Source organism: Pseudomonas sp. UBA5666 (genome assembly GCF_002420785.1).
Classification (GTDB): Bacteria; Pseudomonadota; Gammaproteobacteria; order Pseudomonadales; family Pseudomonadaceae; genus Aquipseudomonas; species Aquipseudomonas fulva.
Genome location: NZ_DIIQ01000037.1, coordinates 125,788 through 152,047, shown reverse-complemented (window position 1 = coordinate 152,047; position 26,260 = coordinate 125,788). Strand labels below are relative to the sequence as shown.

23 protein-coding genes are annotated in these 26,260 nt (G+C 63.1%); 19 read left to right on the top strand and 4 right to left on the bottom strand.

Translation table 11 applies throughout. The annotated features are described in order from the left end of the window. Nucleotides 1–66: 66 nt before the first annotated feature. From B2Y33_RS16410 to B2Y33_RS16385, 6 genes are all read left to right on the top strand, one after another. Entirely contained in the window at nt 67–1,485 is a 1,419-nt protein-coding gene (locus B2Y33_RS16410; protein WP_023535446.1) for a short-chain fatty acid transporter, read from the top strand. 320 nt (nt 1,486–1,805) lie between these two features. Continuing rightward, a complete protein-coding gene (eppA, locus tag B2Y33_RS16405; RefSeq protein ID WP_165919238.1) occupies nt 1,806–1,982 on the top strand; it encodes an EPS-associated small membrane protein EppA in 177 nt (58 codons plus the stop codon). A gap of 229 nt (nt 1,983–2,211) precedes the next feature. Continuing rightward, a complete protein-coding gene (locus B2Y33_RS16400) occupies nt 2,212–2,769 on the top strand; it encodes a polysaccharide biosynthesis/export family protein (protein ID WP_027916351.1) in 558 nt (185 codons plus the stop codon). Between the two features lie 25 nt (nt 2,770–2,794). Then, nucleotides 2,795–3,910: a hypothetical protein gene (locus B2Y33_RS16395; RefSeq protein ID WP_027916350.1), complete on the top strand. Its 1,116-nt coding sequence runs from the start codon at nt 2,795–2,797 to the stop codon at nt 3,908–3,910. A gap of 19 nt (nt 3,911–3,929) precedes the next feature. Continuing rightward, nucleotides 3,930–5,492 carry a GumC family protein gene (locus B2Y33_RS16390; RefSeq protein WP_206406067.1) on the top strand — a complete coding sequence of 521 codons (1,563 nt, stop codon included), beginning with the start codon at nt 3,930–3,932 and terminating at the stop codon, nt 5,490–5,492. Between the two features lie 10 nt (nt 5,493–5,502). Then, nucleotides 5,503–6,309: a CpsD/CapB family tyrosine-protein kinase gene (locus B2Y33_RS16385; protein ID WP_027916348.1), complete on the top strand. Its 807-nt coding sequence runs from the start codon at nt 5,503–5,505 to the stop codon at nt 6,307–6,309. A gap of 40 nt (nt 6,310–6,349) precedes the next feature. Here B2Y33_RS16385 and galE read toward each other — a convergent pair whose 3' ends face one another. The 3 genes from galE to B2Y33_RS16370 all read right to left on the bottom strand — a co-directional run bounded on the left by galE (nt 6,350) and on the right by B2Y33_RS16370 (nt 11,563). Beyond that, nucleotides 6,350–7,327 (bottom strand): UDP-glucose 4-epimerase GalE, encoded by a 978-nt coding sequence (gene galE, locus B2Y33_RS16380; protein WP_125922614.1) that lies wholly within the window; start codon nt 7,325–7,327, stop codon nt 6,350–6,352. 106 nt (nt 7,328–7,433) lie between these two features. Then, nucleotides 7,434–10,031: a cellulase family glycosylhydrolase gene (locus B2Y33_RS16375; RefSeq protein WP_206406068.1), complete on the bottom strand. Its 2,598-nt coding sequence runs from the start codon at nt 10,029–10,031 to the stop codon at nt 7,434–7,436. After that, nucleotides 10,028–11,563 carry an O-antigen ligase family protein gene (locus tag B2Y33_RS16370; protein ID WP_042139422.1) on the bottom strand — a complete coding sequence of 512 codons (1,536 nt, stop codon included), beginning with the start codon at nt 11,561–11,563 and terminating at the stop codon, nt 10,028–10,030. Before B2Y33_RS16370 ends, B2Y33_RS16375 begins: the two co-directional genes overlap by 4 nt. 95 nt (nt 11,564–11,658) lie before the next feature. Between B2Y33_RS16370 and B2Y33_RS16365 the strand changes: the two genes are divergently transcribed. From B2Y33_RS16365 to B2Y33_RS16310, 12 genes are all read left to right on the top strand, one after another. Then, nucleotides 11,659–13,035 carry an oligosaccharide flippase family protein gene (locus B2Y33_RS16365; protein WP_028687785.1) on the top strand — a complete coding sequence of 459 codons (1,377 nt, stop codon included), beginning with the start codon at nt 11,659–11,661 and terminating at the stop codon, nt 13,033–13,035. Nucleotides 13,036–13,075: 40 nt separating this feature from the next. Next, nucleotides 13,076–13,288, top strand: a complete 213-nt coding sequence (locus B2Y33_RS16360; RefSeq protein ID WP_206406069.1) for a twin-arginine translocation signal domain-containing protein — start codon at nt 13,076–13,078, stop codon at nt 13,286–13,288. Then, nucleotides 13,285–14,751, top strand: coding sequence for an FAD-dependent oxidoreductase (locus B2Y33_RS16355; protein WP_027916343.1), 1,467 nt, complete (start codon nt 13,285–13,287; stop codon nt 14,749–14,751). The genes B2Y33_RS16360 and B2Y33_RS16355 overlap by 4 nt, the downstream gene beginning before the upstream one ends. Nucleotides 14,752–14,855: 104 nt before the next feature. Continuing rightward, nucleotides 14,856–15,473, top strand: a complete 618-nt coding sequence (locus B2Y33_RS16350) for an acyltransferase (RefSeq protein ID WP_027916342.1) — start codon at nt 14,856–14,858, stop codon at nt 15,471–15,473. Next, a complete protein-coding gene (locus B2Y33_RS16345) occupies nt 15,466–16,419 on the top strand; it encodes a glycosyltransferase family 2 protein (RefSeq protein WP_033695182.1) in 954 nt (317 codons plus the stop codon). Before B2Y33_RS16350 ends, B2Y33_RS16345 begins: the two co-directional genes overlap by 8 nt. Before the next feature lie 8 nt (nt 16,420–16,427). Beyond that, a complete protein-coding gene (locus tag B2Y33_RS16340; protein ID WP_027916340.1) occupies nt 16,428–16,952 on the top strand; it encodes a serine O-acetyltransferase in 525 nt (174 codons plus the stop codon). Next, on the top strand, nt 16,949–17,935 hold the full coding sequence (locus tag B2Y33_RS16335) for a glycosyltransferase family 2 protein (RefSeq protein WP_027916339.1): 987 nt from the start codon (nt 16,949–16,951) through the stop codon (nt 17,933–17,935). Before B2Y33_RS16340 ends, B2Y33_RS16335 begins: the two co-directional genes overlap by 4 nt. Nucleotides 17,936–17,944: 9 nt before the next feature. Next, nucleotides 17,945–18,949 (top strand): DUF535 family protein, encoded by a 1,005-nt coding sequence (locus B2Y33_RS16330; RefSeq protein ID WP_027916338.1) that lies wholly within the window; start codon nt 17,945–17,947, stop codon nt 18,947–18,949. A 49-nt stretch (nt 18,950–18,998) separates the two neighbouring features. Next, on the top strand, nt 18,999–20,201 hold the full coding sequence (locus B2Y33_RS16325) for a glycosyltransferase (RefSeq protein WP_140174282.1): 1,203 nt from the start codon (nt 18,999–19,001) through the stop codon (nt 20,199–20,201). Beyond that, nucleotides 20,198–21,385 (top strand): glycosyltransferase family 2 protein, encoded by a 1,188-nt coding sequence (locus B2Y33_RS16320; RefSeq protein ID WP_140174281.1) that lies wholly within the window; start codon nt 20,198–20,200, stop codon nt 21,383–21,385. Before B2Y33_RS16325 ends, B2Y33_RS16320 begins: the two co-directional genes overlap by 4 nt. Continuing rightward, on the top strand, nt 21,385–22,143 hold the full coding sequence (locus B2Y33_RS16315; RefSeq protein WP_028687791.1) for a WecB/TagA/CpsF family glycosyltransferase: 759 nt from the start codon (nt 21,385–21,387) through the stop codon (nt 22,141–22,143). The genes B2Y33_RS16320 and B2Y33_RS16315 overlap by 1 nt, the downstream gene beginning before the upstream one ends. A gap of 174 nt (nt 22,144–22,317) precedes the next feature. After that, a complete protein-coding gene (locus tag B2Y33_RS16310; protein WP_027916334.1) occupies nt 22,318–23,739 on the top strand; it encodes an undecaprenyl-phosphate glucose phosphotransferase in 1,422 nt (473 codons plus the stop codon). Between the two features lie 38 nt (nt 23,740–23,777). On the opposite strand, the gene B2Y33_RS16305 is transcribed toward B2Y33_RS16310, so the two are convergent. Then, nucleotides 23,778–24,731: a LysR substrate-binding domain-containing protein gene (locus B2Y33_RS16305; protein WP_027916333.1), complete on the bottom strand. Its 954-nt coding sequence runs from the start codon at nt 24,729–24,731 to the stop codon at nt 23,778–23,780. 146 nt (nt 24,732–24,877) lie between these two features. Between B2Y33_RS16305 and B2Y33_RS16300 the strand changes: the two genes are divergently transcribed. Continuing rightward, nucleotides 24,878–26,254 (top strand): L-serine ammonia-lyase, encoded by a 1,377-nt coding sequence (locus tag B2Y33_RS16300; protein WP_206406070.1) that lies wholly within the window; start codon nt 24,878–24,880, stop codon nt 26,252–26,254. Nucleotides 26,255–26,260: the final 6 nt, after the last annotated feature.

Sequence of the window (26,260 nt, the reverse complement as noted above, 5' to 3'; positions counted from 1 at the left end):
GCGCAGGGTTCGCGCATTTCTGCGCAGCCTTTCATCTACCTATAAAACCAATAAAAGGACGCTTCCGTGGCCGCTGAACTACAAGACAGCCGCTCTGCACGCTTTGCCCTGCGCTGCTCCAACTGGGCAGAGCGCTGGTTCCCCGATTCCTGGGTATTCGCCGCCTTGGCGGTGCTGCTGGTGTGCTTGGGCGCGTTGGCCATGGGCGCCAAGCCCCTGGACACCGCAAAGGCCTTCGGGGATGGATTCTGGAGCTTGATCCCCTTCACCATGCAGATGGCGTTCGTGGTCATCGGCGGCTATGTGGTCGCCAGTTCGCCGCCTGCCGCGCGGCTGATCGATCGCCTGGCCCGCATTCCCCGCAACGGTCGCTCGGCCGTTGCATGGGTAGCCCTGATCTCGATGCTGGCGTCATTGCTCAACTGGGGCTTGTCCCTGGTCTTTGGTGGCCTGCTGGTGCGTGCATTGGCGCGTCGTACCGACCTCAAGATGGACTACAGGGCTGCCGGTGCGGCGGCCTACCTGGGCCTGGGCGCAGTGTGGGCGCTGGGGCTGTCCTCATCGGCGGCTCAGTTGCAGGCCAATCCGGCCAGCCTTCCACCCTCGATTCTGTCGATCACTGGCGTGATTCCTTTCACCGAAACCATCTTTCTCTGGCAGTCAGGCGTGATGTTGGCAGCCTTGGTCGTGGTATCGCTGGTCATCGCCTATGCTACAGCCCCCGGCCCCAACAGTGCGCGCAGCGCTCAAGCGTGTGGCGTGGACCCAAGCTTCAGCGCTCCGCCGGCACCTGCGCGTACACGCCCGGGGGAGTGGCTCGAGCACAGCCCTGTGCTGATCCTGCTGCTCGTTGCGCTGGCCGCAGGCTGGCTGTATCAGGAGTTCGCGAGTAAACCCGCCATCACGGCCATCTCTGGCCTGAACACCTACAACCTGCTGTTCATCATGCTCGGCGCGCTGCTGCACTGGCGGCCGCGCAGCTTCCTCGACGCTGTGGCCCGGGCCGTGCCCACTACCACTGGCGTGCTGATCCAGTTCCCGTTGTACGGCTCCATCGCCGCAATCCTCACCCAGGTCAAAGGGGTCGACGAACAGACGCTTGCCCATCACATCTCGCTGTTCTTCACCCAAATTGCCACCCACGATACCTATGCCCTGTTGATGGGTGTGTATTCGGCGGTACTGGGCTTCTTCATTCCGTCAGGTGGCGGCAAGTGGATCATCGAGGCGCCCTATGTGATGCTGGTGGCCAATGACCTGCAATACCACCTCGGCTGGGCTGTGCAGATCTACAACGCAGCCGAAGCGTTGCCCAACCTGATCAACCCGTTCTACATGTTGCCGCTGCTGGGCGTGCTGGGCCTGAAGGCGCGGGACCTGATCGGGTTTTCCTTCGTGCAGTTGCTCGTGCACGTTCCTCTGGTGCTGTTCCTGTTGTGGGCCTTGGGCACCACGTTGCAATACACGCCACCGGTCATGCCGTAGCGGCTGCTCCTGGCTACAGAACTGTGCCTTGCCTTGGGGTGAGGTGCAGGTCTGTGAGTCAGTGTGCTTTCTGCGCCAATCTCAGGGTGAAGAAGGCAACTTGCTCGTGACATCCAGACTCGCCCAGCCACGTAAATTTCCCTTCCGCATAATTTATGCGACGGTATTTTGACTTATTACGGCTAAGCCCATTGAGATTTATTATGGTGTCGGTTCATTGACGTAGTGTCAGAGTGCCCATAAGCTCAAGTCAATACCGCAACACACCCCGCATCATCGCGCCACTTACTCATTGATTATCCTGGTTGAAAGGACGGCGTATGCGCTCGACTCTGATTGTGAAATCGATCTTTTTGTTGGTGCTGTTGAGCGGTGCTGCCCGTGCGGCTGACTCGTATATCAATCAGACCAGTATCATTCCCGTTGCAACCGCGGGTTGGTTCTTCGCATTTGCGGTCGTGGGTTTTGTCGCCGTGGCCAATCGCAGAAAGATTTGAAATACCGCAGTTACAGTCACTCAGGCTAGACCGCTTGAGTTGGCTTGTGAATTCGTCAACCGTTGCTATATTGCCATTACCCTCTCGAAGCCTGGTCAGCAGGGTTCGACGTGCCGCTCAGGCGGCCGGCAGAGCATGGCGCTCGCGGTGGTGACAGCGAAGTGGAGCGAGAGTTGGTGTGTTGTTCTCTTCAGTGCTCTAGTCGGGCCATTTGGCCGGAGGGACCCTCATGGTGCGTTCATTGTTCGCCGTCGTTGGCCTGGTTGCAATGTGGTCGGGTCATTGCGCTGCCGCGCCCTCGGAACCGGCCTACCGCCTCAATCCCGGCGATGTGGTGATGGTCTCGGTGTGGCAGGAAGACAGCCTCAAGCAGGAGGCCACCGTGCTCCCCGATGGCAGCATCACGTTCCCTCTGGCCGGTCGCATAGACGTGGCAGGGCTGGATGTTGCCTCGGTTGAAAAACAAGTGGCCAGCAAACTGGAAAAGTTTCTGCCTGACCCGAACGTCAGCGTGGTAGTCAAGAGTAACGCGGGCAACTTGGTGTATGTCCAAGGCAAGGTCATAAAGCCCGGCCCCGTACAAATGTCAGGCCCTACGGCGGTGCTGCAGGCGTTGAGCATGTCGGGTGGCCTGGACAAGTTTGCCGATGAAAGCGAAATAATGGTCGTGCGTGGCACCGGCACGTCCCAGAGAATCCTGCCCGTGCGATACAAGGACTTGGTGACGGGCCGCGACATGTCGACCAATATTCAACTTCAGGCCGGTGACACGCTGGTCGTTCCTTGATCATGCCTTTTAATAAGTAGACTTGATGCCTCTTCCAAGAACAACTCGCATTGCCGCGGCAATTGTGGCCTTGCCGCTTGCGCACTCAACCCAGGCCGCTACCTGGCAGTCGACGGTGGTGGTACCGACGTCGGTCGAACACGACAGCAACCCGCTGTTGCTATCGTCGGGCGAAAAAGGCGTGACACGTACCCTGATTGCACCTGACTACACCCTGATCGGCAGTTTCGGCCGAGATGAACTGCGGTTAGGTCTGGGCCTGGATATTCTGCGCTCCTCCGACACCAACGTCGTCGATGACCGCGAAGACCCAGACATCAGCCTGGGCTGGCAACGCACCACCGAACGCGGGCAGTTCGGGCTGCTGGCCCGCTACAACGAAACCTCGACGCTGTCGGGTACCGTGCTCGATACCGGCGTTGTTACTACCGATGGGACGCAGAAGCTGTACACCTTGACGGGTAACTGGCGCCAGGCGATCACCGAACGCAGCACCCTGAGCAACGAAACCACCTACAACCGCGCCCGTTACGATATCAACAGCCTGACTGGCTACGACGAGCTGGCCAATACCCTGACCTGGACCTACGCCTTGAGCGAGCGCGCCGATGCCTATACCCGTTTCGGTGCCCGGCGTTATGAACCCGAGGACGACCTGACCGCCACGGCCTCCAACAGCTACAGCCCGGCGGTGGGGATCAAGTACCAGTTCTCAGAGTCATTCAGCGCCGATGCGCACCTGGGCGTCAACAAGGTATCGGGCAGTCAGGGGGGCCGGCGCGGGGAGGGCGGCGTGGCGCTGCTGTACACCGGCGCACGCAGCGATGCCAGCCTGACGGTCGAGCGCAGTACGGTAGCCAGTGCCCAAGGCGGGTTTGCCCAGCTCGATCAGGTGCGTGGGGTCTGGAGTTATGCGCTCGACCCCTTGACCCGGGTCGGCGCCGACGCCGCCTGGCAGGACAGCAAGGGCCAGATACCCAATACCTTGCAGATCTACAGCCTCTGGGCCAGCCGCCAATTGTCCCCCTACTGGGACCTGCGCCTGGCGCTGACGTACAAGGAGCGCAAGCAGGACCTCGACGGCGATGCGACCGCCACGATCGTTGGCTTGACCCTGACATACCGCTATCCCGACATCTGAACCGCTTGCAGGTGGCCCCATGAAGTCCGATTACGAGCTCTCTCTCAGAGATTACATCGCCATTATCAAGGACCGGGCCGTGGTGTTGGGGGTCAGCGCAGCCGTTATCCTGGCTGCCACCGTCGCCGTGGCGCTGACGGTGCCACCGATCTATCAGTCCACCGGCACGATCCTGGTGGAGTCGCAGCAGATATCTCCCGAGCTGGTGTCGACCAACACCACCAGCTTTGCCGACGAGCGCATCGAGGTCATTCGCCAGCGGGTGATGACGCGCGAGAACCTGCTGCGCATCATCGACAAGTACGGACTGTTTGCCGACAAGCGCTTGAGCGAAAGCGACAAGATCGACCAAATGCGCAACGCCATCGCGGTCCAGACGCTGACCACCTTCGTGCGCGGGCGCGGCGAGGCGACGGTGGCCTTCAACGTGTCTTTCGAGCATCGTCAGGCAGAGGTGGCCAAAGAAGTCGCCGATGAACTGGTCACGCTGTTTCTCAACGAAAACCTCAAGCAGCGCACCGAACGGGCCAACGAGACCACCGAGTTTCTGACCCAGGAGGCGAACAAGCTGGGGGCAGAACTGGCCAGCCTGGAGAACCAGCTGGCCGACTTCAAGCAGGCCCACGCCAATGCGTTACCTGAGCATCAGACGCTGCGCATGAACATGCTTTCGCGGGCTGAGCTCGAGTTCCGGGAGGTCGACCGCGATTACAAGGCGGCCCAGGAGGAACTGCGCTACCTGGAGCTTGAACTGTCCGCCGCCAATGCCGGCCTAGGTACCAAAACCGGCGAGGGCGTGCGCCCAGCGGGCGCCGACCAGCCCCAGGACCTGGCGAGCCTGAAGGCCGAATATGCCCGCTTGCTGACCCGCTACAAAGAAGCGCACCCCGACGTGGCGGCGGTCAAACGCAAGATTCAAGCGCTGGAGGCCAGTGGCCAGACCGGTAGCGTGGCCTCGACGGTGAGCCTGGATGCGGCACGCGTACGGGCCAAGATGAGCGCGGCACAGGTACGCATTGCCTCGCTGGCCGAGCAGAAGCGCGAGCTGACCCGCAAGATGGAAGGTTACGAAGCCGAGATTCTCGAAGCGCCGCAGGTCGAGCGCGGCCTGGTTACGCTGATGCGCGACCATGACAACGCGCGCAAGAAGTACGAGGAAATCCGGGCCAAGGAAATGGGCGCCAAGATTACCGAGAGCCTTGAGCAGGAAAACAAGGCCGAGCGTTTCGTGCTGCTCGAACCGCCCTTGATGCCCGAGAAGCCGATCAAGCCCAACCGCAAGAAAATCGCGGCACTGGGCCTGGTGCTGGCGCCGGCAGGTGGTGGGGCGCTGGTCATGTTGCTGGAGATGCTCAACCAGCGCGTGCGTGGCGTTGGCGCCCTGGAGAACCTGCTTGGCAGGCGCGTGCTGGTGGCGCTGCCTTATATCGACACCCGCGCCGACGTGGCCAGGCGCAAGCGCTGGCGCAACGGGCTGATCCTGGCAGCGTTGTGCCTGGTGGCTATCCTGGTAGGGCTGGTACACCTCTTCTACATGCCGCTGGATGTGCTGTTGCTCAAGCTCACCTCCAGGTTTGCATAGGAAAGCAGTGATGGACAGGAATACACCGGCTCATGGCAATACCCTTCACCCGGTCACTCCAGGTACGCCCCAGGCCGTGAACCCGGCACCGGGTACCGCGCTTGCGGAGGTCCCGGGGCAGTTCGACTACGTCAATACCAAGGTGGTGGCGCTCAAGGCCGATCACCTGGAACGTCACCGCATTGTCGCCTACAACAAGAACTCCAGCATGAACGGGCCCATTGACCTGTTGCGCACCCAGGTGCTCAGGACCATGGAGGAAAACGGCTGGCGTACCCTGGCCATTACCTCCCCCACGCCCGAAGCGGGCAAGACGGTACTGGCCATCAACCTGGCCATGAGCATTGCCCACTACACCACCCGCACCGCCTTGCTGGTGGATTTCGACCTGCGCCGTCCTCGCGTCGGCAGGAGCCTGGGGCTGCCCATGGACTGCTCGCTGAACGAGTTTCTCGATGATCAGGCGCCGCTGCAGGAATGCCTGGTGAACCCCACATTGCCTCGTTTCGTCGTACTGCCGACGCGGGTGCCGGTACCCATGTCGACCGAAGTGTTGTGCTCACCCAAGGTCACTCACCTGGTCAGCGACCTGCGTAATCGCTATGCCTCGCGCATCTGCATCTTCGACCTGCCACCGCTGCTCAGCTCCGACGATGCGATCACCGTACTACCCACGTTCGACTGCGTGCTGTTGGTGGTGGCCAACGGCATGAACACCAAGAAAGAGATCGAGGACTGCCTGCACCACCTGGGCACGGCGAACCTGATTGGCACCGTCCTGAATAAGGCCGACGAAAAACCGCAGCCCTATTATTGAGCGTTTTCAAGGGGCGCCGTCGGGCAGCCCCGATGGACGCTCAACGCCATGTCATTGCCGGCCATGGGTACTGCCGCTCCCATTGCCAGGCGTGCGCCACGATCACTTCCAGGTCTGCGTGCACAGGCCGCCAGCCCAGCACCTGCATGGCCTTGCTGGCATCGGCCACCAATCGGGGCGGGTCGCCTGCGCGGCGCGGTGCGTCCAGCACGGTGATGGGTTGGCCCGTCACGGACCTGGCCGCATCGATGACCTCCTGCACCGAGAAGCCCAGGCCATTGCCCAGGTTGAACACTGCACGCTCGCCGCCGTCGAGCAGGTAGTCCACGGCCAGCGCATGGGCGCAGGCCAGATCGGTCACATGTACGTAATCGCGGATGCACGTGCCGTCGGGGGTGGGGTAGTCCCGGCCGAATACCGTCACTGCCTCGCGCCGGCCAGAGGCGGCCTGGAGAATAAGGGGGATCAGATGTGTCTCCGGCTCATGACGCTCGCCGAGCAACCCCGCCGGGTCTGCGCCTGCGGCATTGAAATAACGCAGGCATACCGACTTGAGCCCGTAAGCCCGATCGAAATCCTCAAGGATCTGTTCCACCATCCACTTGCTCAGCCCATACGGGTTGATCGGCGCCTTGGGATGGGCCTCGTCGATAGGCACGTACTGCGGATCCCCATACACAGCCGCCGTGGAGGAGAAAATCAGGCACTTGATTCCTGCGCTGACCATCGCCTGGAGCAGCGACAGGGTAGCGGCGACGTTGTTCTGGTAATACTTGCCCGGAGCGCTGACCGATTCGCCCACCTGGATGAACGAGGCAAAATGAAAGACCGCGTCGAACGTGCACATGCCGAACAGCACGTTGAGCGCGGCTTCATCGGCGATGTCCAACCTGGCCCACTGAATGCCCGGCCCTGGTGATACCAGGTCCGCTACCACCACTTCATGCCCGCCAGCCAACAGATAGCCGACCATGTGCGAGCCAATATAGCCCGAGCCCCCCACCACCAGGTACCTCATCCACACCTCCACGAAGCCGCTGTCGACAGACACCGTGAACCGTCCCTGGGACATGCAGGCGGGATGCTCGGCTAACAGGTGCCATGAGCGTAGATGGCCATCTGCCCTATTTCAAGAACAGCCAATTGGACATGTAGGTGCCATCCAGGGTGATGTGATAACGCCCATCACGGTAGCTGGCGGGCAGGGGCTTGAGCTGCGCCTGGGCATCGCGGGCGAACAGCTTCAACCCGGCAGGCGCCTTGATGCTCAGCTGGGCCTTGAGCGGTTCGACATGAAAGCGCGTGTTTTCCTCAGGCTGGGGCACCGCTCGCGTGCCCAGGGAGACCAGCAGGCTGCGCGATTGGCCCAGCACCACACCGTCGAGACTCTGCACGGCGATACTGGCGTAGGGCGTGCTCGCCTGAACCTGGACATCACCCAGGGTAATCGTACGCCCGCCCAGCCAGCCCGTTGCCGCTTGGGTGAGGGGCGTGTCGATGGTGTAGAGGCCTGACTGCCAGTTGCGCTTGAGCTCGCCGGTATCGCTCACCGACTCGGTCGCGTCTGCCGGCAGCAACGCCTGGGCAGGGTCGTGCAGCACGGTAGCTCCGTCAGCGGTGGCAGCAGGTTTGAGCCATGGCAGCTGGGGCGTGACAGGCAAGGCGATCTGCAGTTGGCCCAGGCCTACGGCCGTGCGCAGCAGCGCCGAGGTACGTGGGGTGATGTCCTGGTTGTACAGGGTTTCGGGGCTCGGCGCGAACACGTAGCGGGTACTGGCGGGTTGAACGTCCCCACGCCTGTACATCAGTGCGGCAGCCGGCATCGTGGCAAGCAATGCCGGATCATTGTAGGCATGCCAGTTGTCTGCCGTGCGCCAGCCGGGGTTGAACGCCTGTTGACTGTAGGCGTACTGCAGCATGGCGTCCCAACCTTGGTGGCTGGCGGTTCCGGCGATGTACAGCGGCAGGGAATGCCGGTCAGGCAACGGGAAAGGCTCGGCGTTCCATTCGCTGACCGTCAACGGTTTGCCCACGACCTGAGCGGCGGCCAGCCAGTCGATCAAGCCGTCGCTGGTCAACGGGTTCTTCTCCAGCTGGCCACTGGCGCCGTAGCTGTGGGCATCGATGACATCACCCACCGTGAGGGCGGGCAGGGCATTCAGGCCGTTGCCGCCCCAGGTGCTGGTGGTGGCGATCGGCACCCGTACCCCCAGGGCGCGCAGGTGCGCGATCATGTCGGCATTGAAGCGCTGCTCCAGGTCGTTGAGAAACAGCTTGGAGGGCCCAGGTTGCCAGGCCCGCCAGGTCAGGTCCGCTGGCAGGTCGTGCTGGCTGGCGAACGCCTTGGCAGCGGCCATGTAACGCTGACTGTGACGGGGGACGTCCTTGTCCGGCAGCAGGGCGTTGCCGTAGTGCTGGGTGATGTCGTTCTCGTTGGTGAGCAGGATGGTCGCGATGGCGGGGTCATCTTTGTAGGCCAGGCCTGTCAGAGGGTTTACATGGCCCAGGTACTGAGCGGCGAAGTTTTTCATCGCCTGCTGGATGCTGGCGTTGACGTAGGCGTAGCCCTTGAGGTCGACCCGCGCTTGGCCCTTGGCCAGTTCGCCAAAGTCATCGATACCGTCCTGGGCGGTCAGAGCGCGCTGCACATGCAAGTCCAGCCAGATGTAGATGCCCTCGTCCTTGAGCGCCTTGATCCAGAGGTCAAGCTTGCGCATGGACTCGGCGTCCAACTGCTGGGTGCCGCGAACCTGCGTGCCGTCACCAAACACATTGGGGCTCACCCAGGGGGAGTCGTGATGGTGCAGCCGTACAAGGTTGAAGCCCAGCGCCGACAGGCGTTTTGCCTGCTGGGCAATCTCCTCGTCAGGGCTCTTGAACAGGGCGTAAGCCGACAGGTTGGTACCCCAGAAACGCACGGGGGTATTGTCCTCGAACACCAGTTGTTCCCCGCGCGCCTGCACAAAGCCGTGCTTGCCGGCGGGCTTTTGCCGCGCATTGAGAAACGAAAGGTCAACGGGGGATGTGCGCCAGTCCAACTGGTCCTCTGGCCAGGCAGTAGGGTCCACCAGACCGAAGCGCTCGGTAGGGGTGGGCGCGAGTGCGATGTCCCCGGTTACGTTCAGCACCGCCTTGACCTGTTGCTTGCCGGCAGCGATGGCGTCCTTGTAGAAGAAGGCGCGCAGCTCCGAAGGATTGCCGCGCTCGAAGTAGACCTTGGCCAAGGGTGGGTCGAAACGCATTTCTACACGCCTGCCCTGCTCGGTACCGCCCCAGGACCACCCGCGGTTGTCGGCCAACAGTTGCGGGGCACCCATGGCCCCCGCGATCTGCGCAGGATCGAACTGGAACACCATGCCGCCGCCAATCACATCGCGCTGGCGGCTATGGGCGTCAAGGTCGAAGTCCCACGCCAGGGTTTGCGGTTGCACCTGGGTGATCGCCGCCTTCAGCTCGAAATCCAGGGCCTTGTTCAGCCCCTGCAAGGTGTAGCGCCCGGGGCCATCGACGCTCAGGGCGGTCTGGAAACCCGTCCAGCTCCAGTCCTGCGCCCAGAAGTCGAACTTGGCGCTCATCACCGGCCCGCCGCCCTGCGTCACCACCGGCAGGCCGTTTTGCTCATCGATGCTGACCTGCCACGCCTCGGACCGAACGCTCGTGGGTAAGCCCAGGGAGCAAAGGGCGGTCAGGCACAGCACGGCACGCAAGGCAGACAGGGTCATGAAAGGCTCCTGGGTTGCGCAGAGGGGATGTCGTAAGAGGGCGTAGCGAGCGAGTGCTGCCGGCGGACCATGTGGGTATAGGCCACGCCTAACCCTGCGATGGACCAGTACACCACCGGGATGAACGTGATGCTGCTGACGGTGAAGATGATCACCAGGATGCCGATCAATGTCGCCAGCAGCACCCGGCCAAGCTGACGACGTTCGTCGTCCTTGTCGTCGAAGCTGCGCATGGCCTTGTAGATGCCGCGCAGTACCATGGCGAAGAAGGCCACGAACAGCCCGAGCCCGACCAAGCCGACGTGCAGGGCCAGGTTGATGTAGGAGTTGACGATATCGATGATGCCTTCGCCCTGGATCATCGACTGCATTTCGGGCGTGTTGCGAAAATCGAACGAGCCGAACAGCGGATTGCGCTGGATGACGATCCACGCATTGTCCATGAGCCGCTCGCGGTAAGTGATGTTCTCTTTTTCAAGGTTGCCAATGAACGGCAGCAGGTCCAGCACCTTATCGCCACCCGGTATCACACCGAGCAGCGGCAGGGCGAGCACCCCCGCCGTTGCCAGCAGGGCCAGGCGCCGCACGGCCCCCCTGCCCAGCGCCACGAACACCACCACGATCACCGCAGCGCCAATCCAGGGCCCGCGTGAGAGCGGCGCGAACAGACCGGCAGCCAGCAAAAGCGCGCCCATCCAGCGATGCAACGGCCGGCGCAGATAGCCTTGCACGAACAGGAACAGGCCGATGGCGACACTCATGACATAACCCAGCACGATGGCCTGGCCCGTGGTGACACTGGCCCGCAGGGCGCCGCCCCGGCTCAGGTAGCCCGACAAGCTCCACGGCACACCCATGGCGTCGATCAGGGCGCTGTACAGCAACCAGTGGCGTACATACTCGGCGACCCCGATCAACGCCAGCAGGAAGCCGACCAGGACGAAGGCCAGCATGGCGTCCTTGAAGTCGCTGACCTGGCGCAACCCACGGCTGGCCACGTAGTAGGGCAGAAATACATCGACATACAGGTACAGGGCCTGGCGCAGGGTATCGGTGGGCGTGGTTTCGCGCAGATAGAGCACACTCATCAGCACCAGGCTTGCCGCCAGCAGGCGATCTGGCCAGGTGCGGCCAAAGCGCAGCGTGTCCGGCTGCCGACGCAAGGCCAGGGCGGCTGGTAGCAGCACGCACAGTGTCAACAGGCGGATGTGGTTGAGGTCGACCAGGTAGTTGACCACACCGAACCCCGGAACCTGCGCCGCCGCCGGTGGGATCAGAAACAACAGCAGGTAGAACAGCGCCATGGGGTTGTGTTCACGACGCCCGGCCAGGTACAGGATGAGCCCGCCTGCCGCCAGGTACAGCCAGAAACTGTGGGAGACGAATGCCAGCACCGTCAGCAGGAACCAGAGGTTGCGCCGGCGCTTGAAATCGCGCAGCGGGATCAGGTCGGTGGCAGGACGCCGAGCCAGCACGAATACCACGCTGGCCAGGAACAGGATGACGATCAACGCGCGAAAATGTTCAGGCATCAGCTATTTACACCTTCCTTTCGGTGGGCCACGGCTAGCATCATGGCTGATTGAAACTATAGTGACTTTTAGCCATCTAGTCAGAGATAGAACCCATGCCGTCGATTGAGGTGTCAGCCACCGCAAGCTTGCGCTCGCGGGCCTTGCGGGCGGGGTCATGGAACCTGGTCTCGCAAGTGGCTTCCCAACTGATGCGCCTGGGCGGCAACCTGATCATGGCGCGTATCCTGGTCCCCGAGATGTTCGGGGTCATGGTCATCGCCACCACGGTTTCGGTACTGCTTCACTTGCTCTCCGATGTTGGCTTGCGCCAGAACATCATCCAGAGCCATCGAGGTGACGACCCCGTTTTCCTCAACACGGCCTGGACTGTCCAGATCATTCGCGGCTTTATCCTGTTCGCCTTGACCTTGCTGCTTGCCCTGGGCGCATGGCTGGCGCAGGTGGCTGAGCTGTGGCCTGCGGACGCGACCTACGCGGCCCCGGTTTTGCCGGCGGTACTGGCCATCACCGGCCTGTCTGCCGTGATCTGGGGTTTTCAGTCCACCAAGATAGACGTGGCAGTGCGAACCTTCCAACAAAAGCGCGTGGTGCTGGTCGACCTGGCGTCGCAAGTCGCGGGCCTGCTGGTGATGCTCGTGGTGGGCTACCTGACCCATTCCATCTGGGCGCTGGTCAGCGCTGGCCTGGTGTCTGCCCTGGCCTGGACGGTACTGGGCCACACTGCGCTAGAGGGCCCTGGCAATCGTCTGCACTGGGACCGCGCCGCCCTGAACGAGCTGATCGTGTTCGGGCGCTGGATCCTGCTGTCTTCGATGGTCGGGGTCCTGGCCATGTATGGCGACCGCATCTGGTTCGGTGCCAGCATGACGGCGGCGCAGCTGGGCGTGTACTCCATCGCCGTGCTGATTCTGGGGGCAGTGCAGATGGCCATCATGAAGGTGGTCGGCGCCGTTGCGCTGCCGGCGTTCAGCGAAGCGGCTCGTGCTGACGATCGCGAGCGTCTGGTAGCCCTGTATCACCGTTTTCGGCTATTGGTGGACCTGCTGGTGCTGTTCATCTGCGGAGGGTTTCTGACCGCCAGCCCGCTGCTCATTGGCTGGATGTACGACGAGCGGTACCGTGAAGCAGGGCCGATGCTCGCAATTCTCTCGCTGTCATTCCTTACATTGCGCTATACATTGGCCCATCAGGTCTGGATCGCCTTGGGGCTGACCAAGTACCAGGCCATGGACAACATCATTCGCCTGGTCTCGTTGTGGGGGTTGCTGCCGGTACTGCTGTATTTCGGTGGGGTGGACTGGGCGATCTGGGGCGTTGCCCTGCACACGCTGCCCACACTGGTGTTGATCGTTTACGTGAACAGCAAATTGGGAATGTTCAGCCTCAAGCGCGAGCTTGTAGTGCTGCCGGCCCTGTTGGCCGGGGCGCTGTGCGGGGCTGGATTGACCGCTTTATTCGAGTGGATCTGAGCGCGACCTGTAGGAATTTCGTGAGGATGGCCAGGTAATCATGGGCAAGCAGAGCGTGTGTGCGTCACAGGTAGGTCGTAGGGGCTTTCTGAAGGGTTGCGCGGTGGTGGGGGCGGCAGGCGCTGTGCTGGGCCCGGTGACAGCGGTCGCCGGGCAAACGCTGCGCCGGCACACCGCCGAGGCCAATGAGGCGTTCGTGGTCATCAATGGCTGGGTATTGCCGTCCCAGTATTTCAAGAGCCCGTCGGCATGATCACCGATTTTCAGGAACACAAGACGCTGCGCGACAGTTACGACGTGTGCATCATCGGCGCCGGCCCCGCCGGCATCACGCTGGGGCTGCGCCTGGCGGCCGCAGGCTGGAGCGTGCTGCTGGCCGAGGGGGGCGGCCATGACTACGCACCTCGCTCTCAGGAGCTGTATGCCTGCACCTCCAGCGGGCTGCAGCTGTATGCCGAGCAGACCCGGCTACGTTATTTAGGCGGCACTTCAAACCATTGGGCAGGCCGGTGCCGACCCTTCAGCCCGTCCGACTTTTCCATCGCACCGCCAGGTGACCTGCCGGGCTGGCCCATTGAGTACGCCGAAATCGCGCGCTACCTGCCCGCCGCCATGGACATCGTCGACCTGCCCGCCGGTGCCGACTTTCATGCCATCAACACGGGCCTGGACGGCGACGAGTTCGAACCGGACCGCTTCCTGCTCAGCACCCCAACCCGATTTGCCCAGAAGTACGCCACCGCCTTGGAACAAACCCCAGGGCTGGACGTGTTCATCAACTGCAACTGCGTAGACCTCGAATTCGACCCCGCCTCTGGCCGGCTGGCGGCAGTGCTGTTGTCGGACTACGCTGGCAACCGCCAGCGTCAGGTCGCACGGCATTTCATCCTCGCCGCAGGCGCCATCGAGAACGCCCGGCAACTGCTCAACAGCAGCTCCCTGGCAGCGGCCGGTGTGATCAGCCAGGACGGCTTGGTGGGCCGTTGTTTCATGGAGCACCTGAACATCGACATGGGCACGTTCATCCTCAAGTCAGGGCTGGATCCCGACCCGCGCGAGTACTACACCACCGATGCCTTCATCGAGCATTTCAAGATCGGCAAGGGCAATGTGCGCGCGGCCCTGCTGGCCGACGTGCAAACCTACGGCCGTACCGCCGAGGTCAAGTACTTCCTGGAAACCCTGGCCTGTGACATGGGCGTGGCCAGCAAGGTGGCCTTCGTCGCCAGCTTCAGTTGCCCGGGCGATGGCATCATCAGCACCATGATCGAACAATTCCCAAGCCTGCACAGCCGGATCTCGTTGCTCGACGAGAAGGATGCGCTGGGCGTGGCCAAGGTCAACGTCAACTGGGTACTCGACGAGCAGGACCGGCATACGATCAAGTGCATCGGCACCGAACTTGCGACCCAGTGGGCCAAGGAGAACCTTGGGTTCGTCAAACTCAACGACTTCGTCTACGACACCTCGATACCGCTCAGGCTGTCGCCGCACGCCCACCACATGGGCACCACGCGCATGGCCGCCGACGCCCGTCATGGGGTGGTGGACCGCGACTGCAAAGTGTTCGGCACCGACAACCTGTATGCAGCCGGCAGCAGCATCTTCGCCACCGGCGGTGCCTCCAACCCGACCATGCCACTGTTGCAATTCGCCGTGCGCCTGGCTGAACACCTCGATGCCCGCATGAGCGCCCAGAGGAGCGCCGCGGCGTGATTCACCGGCTTTAGGACAAGGGGTGCGGCGGTCAGCACACACAAGAATGAGACCGGCGCCGCCCAGGGATAACTCAGGTTGCATCGATTGCGAGGCCAGGCAGCATGATGGGATGGATACGCAGAGCCGTAATGCAGTATGCCCACCGCACGGGACGGGCACGCGGTTTGTACAAGAAAATGTGCAACCCAGCGGGGCTGGAATGGGGCACCTACCTGGCCCGTTGGGGCGGTTTTCACTCGGTGGGCACCAACGTCTACATCAACCAGGGTTGCAACGTGACCGACCCATCGCTGGTGCGCATTGGCAACAGCGTGGGCCTGTCCGATTGCACCCTCATCGGCCATGACGGCGTCGTGCTGCTGATCGAGCACCGCTTCGGCAAGCACCTGGACTCGGTCGGCTTCATCGACATCAAGGACAACTGCTTCATCGGTCACGGCGCAATCGTCATGCCGCGCGTGACCATCGGGCCGGACTCCGTCGTGGCCGCCGGGGCCGTGGTGACCAAGGACGTGCCGCCCGGCACCGTCTATGGCGGTAACCCGGCGGCCTTCATCTGCACCACCGATGCGCTGATCAAACGGGTGGAAGCCCGCTGCGAAGCCTATCCCTGGATCGACATCGTCAAGCAGCGCAAGGGCGCTTTTGACCCCCAGGTGGAGCCCATGCTGATGGCCCAGCGGCGCCAGTACTTCTTCGGGGACAGCGACAATGGCTAAGCCGGTGGACGTGATGGTGGTCAATTTCAATACGGCCGGTTTGCTGCAGCCCATGTTCGATGCCTTGCGCAGCGCCGACAGCGAGCACTTGGCGCGCTACCTGGTGGTGGACAACGCTTCGGCCGACGACTCACTTGCCCGCTTGACCCAGGTCTGCCCTCAGGCGCTGGTGCTGAGCAATCGGCAGAACGTAGGGTTTGGCCGTGCCAACAATCAGTTGCTGACCCACCTGCAAGGTCAATACGCCCTGCTGCTCAACACCGACGCTTTCGTGGCCCAGGACGCGTTGCACAAGACCCTGGACTACATGCAGGCGCACCCGGAGTGTGGCGTGCTGGGTGTTCGGCTCGAAGGTCGCGATGGCAGCCTGCAACCGAGCTGCCGGTATTTTCCGACACCGCTCAACGTGTTTCTTGCCCGCACCGGCCTGGAACGCTTCGTCCCCGGCGTACAGCGCGTTGATGACATGAGCTGGGACCATGGGTCGGTGCGCGAATGCGATTGGCTGCCTGGGTGTTTCTACCTGGTGCGCCGTGAGGTCCTCGATCAGGTCGGACTGTTCGACCCCCGTTTCTTTCTGTATTACGAAGAAGTCGACCACTGCAAGCGCGTCAAGGCAGCGGGCTGGAAGGTGGTGTTCTACCCGCACACCACGGTGGTGCACATCGGCGGCGAGAGCTCCAAGTCGGTGGCCCAGCTCGAAGCCGCGAGCCGGCAGATATCCGCTTACCAGATAGAAAGCGAGCTGCTGTACTTTCGCAAGCACCACGGTCGGGCCGGCCTTGCCCTGCATATGCTGCTGGTGAGCCTGGGTGACCTGATACTGGCGCTCAAGGCCTTGATCAAGCGGCGCGGGCGGGCGGCCTTGCGGGCCTGCTGGCTACACAGCCGCACCACGTGGGCATTGCTGTTCAAAACCCGCTATGCCACCCAGCCGACAAGGTAGTGCGCACCATGTTCGAGAATATTCGTGCCGATTTGCGGGCCCATGGGGGCGATTGGGGAGCCCAGGGGTTCTGGGTGATGCTGGTCTACCGATTTGGCCGCTGGCGGTATGGCGTGAGGCCCGCGCCGCTGCGCAAGCTCTGTTCGCTGGTCTACAAGGTGTTGTTCAAGCTGGTACAGATCCTGACCGGGGTCGAACTGCCCTGCGAGGCGGTAGTGGGCCGGCATTTCGTCATCGATCATTTCGGCGGCATCATCGTCAGCGGCTATGCCCGGTTCGGTGACGACTGCCGCATTCGCAACGGTGTGGTGGTGGGGCTCAAGCAGGTCGATCGGCCTGTGGCGCCCGTGTTCGGCAACAATGTCGACATTGGCACCGGCGCCAAGATCCTGGGCGATATACGCATTGGTAACAATGTGGTGATCGGCGCCAATGCGGTCGTGCTGGTGGATGTGCCGGACAACTGCATTGCGGTCGGCGTGCCGGCCGTGATCAAGCCCAGGCACAGCCCCGCGACGCAGGTGATGCCGTGAGCACACAACTGGAGGCGGTCGGCGTCGTGGTGATCGGTCGCAACGAGGGCCAGCGCCTGGAGCGCTGCCTGCGTGCGCTGGTGGCCCGTGTCGATACGGTGGTGTACGTGGATTCCGGTTCGACCGATGGCTCGGTTCAGCTCGCGCATCAGTTGGGTGTGCACGTCCTGGCCTTGGACTTGAGCATTCCATTCACCGCCGCCCGCGCGCGCAACGAAGGTTTCGCCCGGCTGCACCAGCTGCAGCCTGGCCTGAACATGGTGCAGTTCGTTGATGGCGACTGCGAGATCGACCCCCAGTGGTTGCCCACTGCCCACGCCTTCCTGCAACGGCACGCGCAGGTGGCGGTGGTCTGTGGGCGGCGGCGCGAGCGGTTTGCCCAGCAAAGCGTGTACAACCAGTTGTGCGACCTGGAGTGGGACACCCCGGTTGGACAAGCCAAGGCCTGTGGCGGTGACGCGTTGATGCGCGCCCAGGCGTTCGCCAGCGTAGGGGGCTTCCGGACGGGGCTGATTGCCGGCGAAGAGCCGGAACTGTGCGTGCGTTTGCGAGCCGCGGGCTGGAAAGTCTGGCGCCTGGACGCCGAAATGACCCTGCACGATGCGGCCATGACGCGCTTCAGCCAATGGTGGCGACGCAGCATGCGCGCCGGCTACGCCTATGCCGAAGGCGCTTGGTTGCACGGTGCTGCACCCGAGCGGCACTGGGTGCGTGAGTCCCGCCGTGCCTGGGTCTGGGGGCTGGGGATTCCGCTGCTGACACTGTTGGCTTGTCTGATGTTCGGGGCAGGGGGGCTGGCGCTCTTGCTGCTGTACCCACTGCAAATCCTGCGGTTGGCCAGGCGTGGCGCCCTGGCGCCCCGGCAACGCAGGTTGCAGGCCTTGTTTCTGGTGCTGGGCAAGTTCCCAGAGGCAGTGGGCCAACTCAAATTCTGGCGCCAGCGGCTGTTGCCCGGCAAATCAGCGCTGATCGAGTACAAGTGAGATGACCCCATGATGCTTGTCCGCCTCGTGACCCGCGTATCGACGTTGCAACCCGGTTTCACCCCGCGCGCCGTGAAGAGCAAGTGCGCGCTGGCCCTGCTGATGATGAGCCATCGCCACGCGCTTGTGCGCTTCATGGGACGCATGACGACTGCACTGGGCCCACAATGGCGCCAGCGCATGGGCGACGACGCGCTGGGCATGGTGCAATGGCCCTACATCAGTAGTGCCTGGAGCGTGGCCCAACGGTTAGATGCCGTGGCCTCGCATTTCGAAGTGGTGACTGCACAAGCGCCGGGGCTTCTGGTCACAGGCCGCGATGAACGCCGTGTGTTGTGCGACCTGGGGGATCATTCACCCGCTTGCAGCCTGGTACTGGACCGGCCGATCTGGTTCAAACGCGAAGGCGAGTTGGTCCTGAACCTGTTTCAGGGCGACCTGCGGGTCGCGTCACTCGCCTTCACCCTGTGCAGGGACGCAAACACGTTGACGCTGTTCATTGGCGCGGTGCAAGGCATCCACAAAGGCATCGACAGCGAAACATCCCTGTCCATCTATCGCGACCTGACCAAGCATTTCGAAGGCCTGCGCCCGCGCAGCCTGGTGCTCGAAGCGCTCAAATGCCTGGCGCGCTCGCTTTCGGTCGATCGCATACTGGCCGTCAGCGACCGTTGCAGGCACCACCGTCATCCTTATTTTGGCGCCGACACCGCCCGGGAACTGGCGGCCGACTACGATGCTATCTGGCAGGAGCACGGCGGCCAACCGACGCCCTGCAACGGTTTCTTCGAGCTGCCCCTGGTGGCTGCACAGCGCGCCGATTCGGATATTCCCGCCAAGAAACGGGCCATGTACCGCCGCCGGCAGGCGTTGCTCGACGATGTTTTCACGCGCATGCACGAGGCTTTGGCAGGCGCTGCCGGGAACCATGAACTACAAGAACTACAAGGGGATGCATGCGCTGGGCATGCATCGGCAGTGGACGCTCCGCCCCTGACAGAAGGCCGTTCATAAGGCTTGTCGGGCGCGGGGGGTCATCAAGCGGGTTTGGATCTGGATTTGTATGCGTATTGCTTACTTCGTCAATCAGTACCCGAAAGTGAGTCACAGTTTCATACGGCGCGAAATCCTGGCGCTTGAACGTCTGGGCATTACGGTACAGCGCATTGCCCTGCGCGGATGGGACGCCGAGGTGCAGGATCCCGAGGACGCTTGCGAGAAAGCCAAAACGGTTTATGTGCTGCAGCAAGGGCTGTCGGGTTTGCTCAAACCCCTCTGGCACGTGCTGCGGGCACAGCCACGGCGGTTCCTGCACACCCTGAACCTGGCCTTGCGCATGGGATACAGGGCGGACCGCACCTGGCCGTATCATTTGGTGTACCTGGCCGAAGCCTGTCAGGTACTGCTCTGGCTGCAGCAAAGCGGGGCCTCCCACGTCCATGCCCACTTTGGCACCAACTCCGCTGAGGTCGTCATGCTCGTCCATGCACTGGGTGGGCCGCCTTTCAGCTTCACTGTTCACGGACCGGAGGAGTTCGACAAACCGCAGTTCCTGCACCTGGGCGAAAAGGTCGACCGAGCCGCTTTCGTGGCAGCGGTCAGTGCCTACGGACGCAGTCAGCTGTATCGCTGGGTGGCGCACGCCCACTGGCCAAAGGTCAAGGTAGTGCATTGCGGTCTGGAGCGTGCGTTTCATGAAGTGCCTAGCGTGGCGATACCCCAGGCGCCGAGACTGGTTTGCGTGGGTCGCCTGTGCGAGCAGAAAGGCCAGTTGCTGTTGCTCGAAGCTGCCTCCCGGTTGGCGGCGCGTGCCATCGCCTTCGAACTGGTGCTGGCCGGTGATGGCGAGCTGCGTGGGGAGATAGAACGGTTGATCGCCCATCATGGCTTGCAGCACCAGGTGCGCATCACTGGCTGGATTGGCAGTGCGCAAGTGCGCGAGCACATCCTGGCGGCGCGTGCCCTGGTGCTGCCCAGTTTTGCCGAAGGGCTACCCGTGGTCTTGATGGAAGCCATGGCGCTGCGCCGTCCAGTGCTGAGCACCTACGTGGCAGGTATCCCCGAGCTGGTGCGCCCCGGCGAGAACGGCTGGCTGGTGCCGGCGGGCGACGTCGAACAATTGACCGAAGCCATCGCCGAGTGCCTCCAGCAGCCCGTCGAGGCGCTGCAGCGCATGGGCGCAGCCGGCCATGCTCGGGTATTGGAACGGCATGATGTCGACACTGAGGCGGCCCGGCTGGCCGAGTATTTCAAGGCAACGGCATGATCACTGTATTGACGTTCTTGCTGGGGGCACTGGCGTTCCTGGTATCGGTTCCGGTGCTGGTACTGCTGGGGCAGGTGTTGCTGGCGTACCTGCCCGCTCGTGCACAACCTGCCGCTGCCTGGACGCGCCCGCAGGTGGCCGTGCTGGTGCCGGCCCATGACGAGGCGAGCATCATCGGCGCAACGCTCGCGAGCCTCGTGCCGCAACTGCAAGCCGGTGACCGCCTGCTGGTTGTGGCCGACAACTGCAGCGACGACACGGCGCGGCGGGCCGAGGAGGGCGGCGCCGAGGTGGTCGTGCGTCAGGATGCCTTGCGCCGGGGCAAAGGCTATGCGCTGGACTTCGGCATGCGTCACCTGGCCGCCGACCCACGCCAGGTGGTGATCATCGTCGATGCCGATTGCCGTGCAGAGAAAGGTGCGCTCGAGCAGTTGGCCCGTCGCTGCGCACAGAGCGGCCGACCCGTGCAGGCGCTGTACCTCATGAGGGCGCCGGCAGGTGCCGGTCTCAAGGTGCAGGTGGCCGAGTTCGCCTGGCGGGTCAAGAACCTGGTCCGGCCCCGTGGCTGGGCACGGGTGGGCCTGCCGTGCCAGTTGATGGGCTCGGGCATGGCGTTCCCTTGGCAGGACTTGGCCGCCGTGGACTTGGCCAACGGGCATCTGGTCGAAGATGTGAAGTTGGGCCTGGACCTCTGCCAGCGGGGCACGCCGCCATTGTTTTGCCCGCAGGCGCTGGTCACCAGTCAGTTCCCCACTAGCGAGCAGGGCCTGAACAGCCAACGCACGCGTTGGGAGCACGGGCACCTGGGGCTGATGCTGGCCGATGCGCCCCGTCGCGCCTGGGCTGCCGTGCGCCAGCGCAACCTGGCCTTGGCCGGTTTGACGCTGGACGTGCTGGTGCCTCCGCTGGCCTTGCTGGTCCTGATGCTGTTGGGGCTCAACGCCCTTACCTGGTTGGCCTACGCCGTGGCAGGCATTGCGATACCTGCCTGGATGGCGCTAAGTGCGTTGCTGTTACTGGCGCTTGCGGTGCTGCTGGCCTGGGCGCGGTTCTGCCGCGACGTGATTCCGTTCTCGGTGCTGCTTTACGCGCCGTTCTACGCCTTGCGCAAGGTCCCGGTGTACGTGGGTTTTCTGATCAAACGCCAGGTGGAGTGGGTGCGCTCCCGCCGGGAGGAGGATTGATGGCCGGTGAGCAGTGGCGAGCACGATGGCACGCGGTCATCGACCAGTTGCAGGTGATCCAGGACGACGAGGCTGCCGAGCGCCTGCTGCAAGGCTTGGCTGCCCCTGTAGCCCCGACCGTGCTGGGCTTCGTCAATGCCCATGCCATGAACCTGATCGTTAGCGATGACGCCTATGGTGAGGCGCTGCTGGGGGCCGATGTGCTGCTGCGCGATGGCTCGGGCATGGCGATGCTGTACCGGCAGCTTGGGTTGGCGCCAGGGTTGAACATGAATGGGACCGATTTCATTCCTCGGTTGGTGCACGCCTATGGTGGGCGCCGCGTGGCCTTCTGGGGCACCCGCCAGCCCTTCCTGGAGCAGGCTGTTCAGTGCTGCGTTGCCACCTATGGCGTCACGCCGGTTTCGGTGCATGACGGCTTCGCCGACGTGCCGACCTACCTGCGCCTGGCGACCAAGCACCGGCCGGATCTCATCGTGCTGGGCATGGGCATGCCCAAGCAGGAGGCGGTGGCGGCTGCGCTCAAACGCACCGGCCTGGCGTGCACGATCGTTTGCGGCGGCGCCGTGCTGGATTTCATGGGCGGCAAGGTCCATCGCGCACCGGCCTGGATCAGGCGCCTGGGTGCGGAATGGTTGTACCGCCTGTTGTGCGAGCCACGGCGGCTGTTCATGCGCTACGTGGTTGGCAATCCGCTATTTCTGTTACGCGCGCGGCGGTTCGCCCAGGCAGAGCGAGCGCCGCACCCTGGCGACTGACGACATGGCGCGGTTGCCCAAAGGCACCGCGCACCCAAGGACGGGCTGCTACAGTGATATCACGGCTACACACACCCGAGCGCGCCTGCTGCTTTACCGGCTTCGCCAACGCTGTTCTTCAGTATCAAGGGGCGATCACAGGCCCTGGCCATGCACCCATCGATGAGGTCTGAAATGGTGTTCGAACCCCGAAGCAGCCGGTCTTTGCTTCAGCGCAGAAGCAGTGTCAGCAACGCCGTGCAAGCCGGTCTGGATGGCGTAGCGGTGACCGGCATCGCCTGGTACCTGATCTACGACCAGTTCGGCTACATCACATCCGACTACGTCATCATGCTGTTGCTGCTGATCGGGGCGCTGGCGGTCATTTACGATCACTACGCCATCTATCGCACCAACGTCGGGCTGTCGATCAAGGCGTTCCGGCTGTTCAAGGCGTGGTCAGCGACGTTCTGCTTCCTGGTGGTCATGGCCTTTCTGACCAAGCAGAGCGAAACCTACTCACGGTTGCTGGTGGTGGAACTGTTCGTCATCGGCTACATCGCCCAGCTGTTCCTGCATTTTGCCGTGCGTGAACTGCAAAAACGCTTTACCGCCCACGCTCGCCTGGAGAACGCCCTGATCATCGGCGACGGGGACCTGGCCAATTTTCTCTATCAGAAAATCAGCAGCAACCCCTGGTTCGGGGAACGGGTGGTGGGCTGCGTGTTGACTGCAGAGGCCGCGCCGCATGGCGACGACGTTGAGCAAGGCAAGCAGCGCCTGCCGGTGCTCGGGCATATCGGTGATCTGGACGGCATCGTCGCCCAGCATGGCATTCGCACGGTCTACCTGGTAACGCCCCTTGGAGGCTCGCAAGTCATCAGCGACGTCTATTTCAAATTGCTCGACAAGTGCATCGCGGTCAACTGGGTGCCCGACATTTTCTCCCTGCGCCTGATCAATCACAGCGTGCGCGAAATCGCCGGCATTCCCGTTCTGACCTTGTCCGAAACCCCTTTGACTGGCATGAGCCTGTTCCTGAAGAACCTCGAGGATCGCATCCTGGCGGCACTGATTCTGCTGTGTGCATCGCCCGTGTTACTGGCCGTGGCCCTGGCAATCAAGCTCGACAGCCCAGGCCCGGTGTTCTTCCGGCAGGAACGCACGGGCTGGACCGGGGAGTCGTTTCGGATCTGGAAGTTTCGCAGCATGCATGTTCACCAGCCCGAAGCCGGGCAGATCAAGCAGGCGCAGAAGAACGACCCGCGCTTGACCCGGGTCGGCGCGTTCATCAGGCGCACCAGCCTTGATGAGCTGCCACAGTTGTTCAACGTGCTGACGGGCGAGATGTCACTGGTTGGCCCCAGGCCCCATGCGTTGCAGCATGACACGCTGTACTCCCAGGACATCGTCGACTATTTTGCGCGCCACAACATCAAGCCGGGCATGACCGGCCTTGCCCAGGTGCGAGGATTCAGGGGTGAAACCAAGGACATCGAGCAGATGATCCAGCGCGTCGATTCGGACATCGAGTACATCAACAACTGGTCCCTGTGGCTGGATTTCGTGATCCTGGTGCGCACCCTCAACGCTTTTACCGGCAAGCAGGCGTATTAGCGACCCTAACCGCTTCCAAGCATGCCCGGTGCTCTGCGCTAGAGGTCTTGCGGTGCGCCAGACAGAGGATGCAATTCACGAAATGCTTGCGCTTCTGCCACCAGCCAGTCGTGTACCGCACGCGCGCCGGGCTGGTTCAACCCGCCGGGTGGGTAGTGCACCACGTAGCGCTTGTGGTTGGGGATGGCGACCCCGAATGGCACGATCAGCGCGCCGCGCTCCAGTTCGTCGTTGAGCAGAGTACGCCGGGCAATGGCCACGCCAAGGCCCGCAATGGCCGCCTCGATGGTCAAGTGGTTGCGGTTGAAGGTGTGGCCACGCCGAACGGGTTGCGCCGACGCGCCGATGCCCTCCAGGTAGAATTCCCATTCGGCATATTCCGAGCTGCCTCGCCACGCCGTGATGTCGTGCAGCAACGGGTAATGCACCAGGTCCGCTGGCCCGTGCAGCGGGGGGCGCCCACGCAGCAGGGCCGGGGAGCAGACCGGGAAGATCTGCTCGGCCAGCAGCGGCGTCGACAGCATGCCCGGGTAGCTGCCGTCATTCAGGTCGATCGCAAGGTCGAAATCCCCAGGCGTCAGTGCCTGTGCGCTGTCCTCGGCCACCAGCCGCAGCTCGATGTCGGGATAGCGCTGCTGGAAACGTGACAGCCGCGGCGTCAGCCATTTGGCCAGAAACGATGGGATCGAGCGCACCCGTACGGTGCCGCGAATTTCACCTGCATCCAGGCGCAGCAGTTCGGCCTCGATGCTGCCATAGGCATCGGCCACCGTCTGTGCCAGGCGCTGGCCTTCGGCACTCAGTTCCACGCCACGGGCGCGGCGCAGGAACAGCCGATAACCCAGCCGTTCCTCCAGCTGGCGCATCTGCTGGCTCACGGCCCCCGGGGTGATATGCAGCTCTTCGGCGCAGCGGGTGAACGACAGGTGGCGGGCAGCACAGGCGAACACGTGCAGCCAGACGAAGGATTGCCCTGTCAGTTGACGTCTCATGGTTTAGTCCTGCTAAAGGCTGGCTTAGGAAGTTTCGTTGGTCATTTGTAGCACAGGCGCGCAGTATCTCGCGAAACGGGCCTGTGCGCCCTAGGTTTCCAAGCGTTGGGTGTTTTGGCAGCAGCAACCGCCCGTCAGGTATTAGCATGGCTATCAGTGTTTTCGACCTTTTCAAGATAGGTATCGGCCCCTCCAGTTCGCACACGGTTGGACCGATGCGCGCCGCCGCCACATTTGCCCAAGCGCTGCGCGAGCAGGGCCTGCTCCGAAGCACCCAGCGTGTCGAAGTACGCCTGTACGGCTCGCTCTCGGCCACTGGCGTGGGCCATGCGACCGACCGGGCCTGCCTTCTGGGCCTGATGGGACAGTGGCCGGACGGCATCGATCCTGCCAGCATCGACTCGCGCATCGGCCAGGTACTGCAGGAGCACTGCCTGATGGTCGACGGCAGCCATCCCGTGGCGTTCGACTACGCCCGCGACCTGCTGTTGCTCGATGAAAACCTGCCTTATCACCCCAACGCCATGCGCCTGGAGGCGTTCGACGCGCAGACCAGCCTGCTGCACCAGACCTACTATTCGGTGGGCGGCGGCTTCATTGTCGAGGAGGCCGAGCTGACCGCGCCCGTGGGGCTGGCGCCAACCGTCACGCTGCCCTACGAGTTCGACAGCGCAGCCGAGCTGCTGGCGCTGTGCGGCCAGCATGGCCTGAGCGTGGCCCAGTTGATGATGGCCAACGAATGCGCCTGGCGACCCGAAGCGCAGGTGCGGGACGGGCTGCTGCGCATCTGGGCTGCCATGCGCGAGTGCGTCGACAATGGGCTGCGCAACGAGGGCGTATTGCCAGGCGGCTTGCAGGTCAAGCGCCGGGCGGCCAAGTTGCACCGCAGCTTGCAAGAGCTGGGCAAGCCCAATGTCATCGGTTCTACCTTGAGCGCCATGGAGTGGGTCAACCTGTTCGCCCTGGCTGTCAATGAAGAGAATGCCGCCGGGGGTCGCATGGTCACCGCACCCACCAATGGCGCAGCCGGCATCATCCCGGCCGTGTTGCACTACTTCATGAAATTCAACCCCGGCGCCTGCGATGACGACGTGGTGGATTTCCTCCTGGCGGCTGCGGCGGTGGGCATCCTGTGCAAGAAGAACGCGTCGATTTCCGGCGCCGAGGTGGGCTGCCAGGGCGAGGTGGGCTCGGCGTGCTCGATGGCAGCCGCAGGCCTGGCGCAGCTGCTGGGCGCGACACCGGCGCAACTGGAAAACGCCGCTGAAATCGCCCTGGAGCACAACCTGGGCCTGACCTGTGACCCGGTCGGCGGCCTGGTACAGGTACCTTGCATCGAGCGCAATGCCATCGCCGCGGTCAAGGCGATCAATGCCGTGCAGATGGCGCTGCGCGGTAATGGAGAGCACTTCATTTCCCTGGACCGCGTCATCCGCACCATGCGCGACACCGGGGCGGACATGCACGCCAACTACAAGGAAACCTCTCGCGGCGGCTTGGCCGTTGCGTTCGTCGAGTGTTGAGCACCC

Excerpts from the sequence above, each read along its gene's own strand:
- eppA (WP_165919238.1), top strand. The coding sequence starts at position 1,806 with ATGCGCTCGACTCTGATTGTGAAATCGATCTTTTTGTTGGTGCTGTTG.
- B2Y33_RS16400 (WP_027916351.1), top strand. The coding sequence starts at position 2,212 with ATGGTGCGTTCATTGTTCGCCGTCGTTGGCCTGGTTGCAATGTGGTCG.
- B2Y33_RS16395 (WP_027916350.1), top strand. The coding sequence starts at position 2,795 with ATGCCTCTTCCAAGAACAACTCGCATTGCCGCGGCAATTGTGGCCTTG.
- B2Y33_RS16390 (WP_206406067.1), top strand. The coding sequence starts at position 3,930 with ATGAAGTCCGATTACGAGCTCTCTCTCAGAGATTACATCGCCATTATC.
- B2Y33_RS16385 (WP_027916348.1), top strand. The coding sequence starts at position 5,503 with ATGGACAGGAATACACCGGCTCATGGCAATACCCTTCACCCGGTCACT.
- galE (WP_125922614.1), bottom strand. The coding sequence starts at position 7,327 with ATGAGGTACCTGGTGGTGGGGGGCTCGGGCTATATTGGCTCGCACATG.
- B2Y33_RS16375 (WP_206406068.1), bottom strand. The coding sequence starts at position 10,031 with ATGACCCTGTCTGCCTTGCGTGCCGTGCTGTGCCTGACCGCCCTTTGC.
- B2Y33_RS16370 (WP_042139422.1), bottom strand. The coding sequence starts at position 11,563 with ATGCCTGAACATTTTCGCGCGTTGATCGTCATCCTGTTCCTGGCCAGC.
- B2Y33_RS16365 (WP_028687785.1), top strand. The coding sequence starts at position 11,659 with ATGCCGTCGATTGAGGTGTCAGCCACCGCAAGCTTGCGCTCGCGGGCC.
- B2Y33_RS16360 (WP_206406069.1), top strand. The coding sequence starts at position 13,076 with ATGGGCAAGCAGAGCGTGTGTGCGTCACAGGTAGGTCGTAGGGGCTTT.
- B2Y33_RS16355 (WP_027916343.1), top strand. The coding sequence starts at position 13,285 with ATGATCACCGATTTTCAGGAACACAAGACGCTGCGCGACAGTTACGAC.
- B2Y33_RS16350 (WP_027916342.1), top strand. The coding sequence starts at position 14,856 with ATGATGGGATGGATACGCAGAGCCGTAATGCAGTATGCCCACCGCACG.
- B2Y33_RS16345 (WP_033695182.1), top strand. The coding sequence starts at position 15,466 with ATGGCTAAGCCGGTGGACGTGATGGTGGTCAATTTCAATACGGCCGGT.
- B2Y33_RS16340 (WP_027916340.1), top strand. The coding sequence starts at position 16,428 with ATGTTCGAGAATATTCGTGCCGATTTGCGGGCCCATGGGGGCGATTGG.
- B2Y33_RS16330 (WP_027916338.1), top strand. The coding sequence starts at position 17,945 with ATGATGCTTGTCCGCCTCGTGACCCGCGTATCGACGTTGCAACCCGGT.
- B2Y33_RS16325 (WP_140174282.1), top strand. The coding sequence starts at position 18,999 with ATGCGTATTGCTTACTTCGTCAATCAGTACCCGAAAGTGAGTCACAGT.
- B2Y33_RS16320 (WP_140174281.1), top strand. The coding sequence starts at position 20,198 with ATGATCACTGTATTGACGTTCTTGCTGGGGGCACTGGCGTTCCTGGTA.
- B2Y33_RS16315 (WP_028687791.1), top strand. The coding sequence starts at position 21,385 with ATGGCCGGTGAGCAGTGGCGAGCACGATGGCACGCGGTCATCGACCAG.
- B2Y33_RS16310 (WP_027916334.1), top strand. The coding sequence starts at position 22,318 with ATGGTGTTCGAACCCCGAAGCAGCCGGTCTTTGCTTCAGCGCAGAAGC.
- B2Y33_RS16305 (WP_027916333.1), bottom strand. The coding sequence starts at position 24,731 with ATGAGACGTCAACTGACAGGGCAATCCTTCGTCTGGCTGCACGTGTTC.
- B2Y33_RS16300 (WP_206406070.1), top strand. The coding sequence starts at position 24,878 with ATGGCTATCAGTGTTTTCGACCTTTTCAAGATAGGTATCGGCCCCTCC.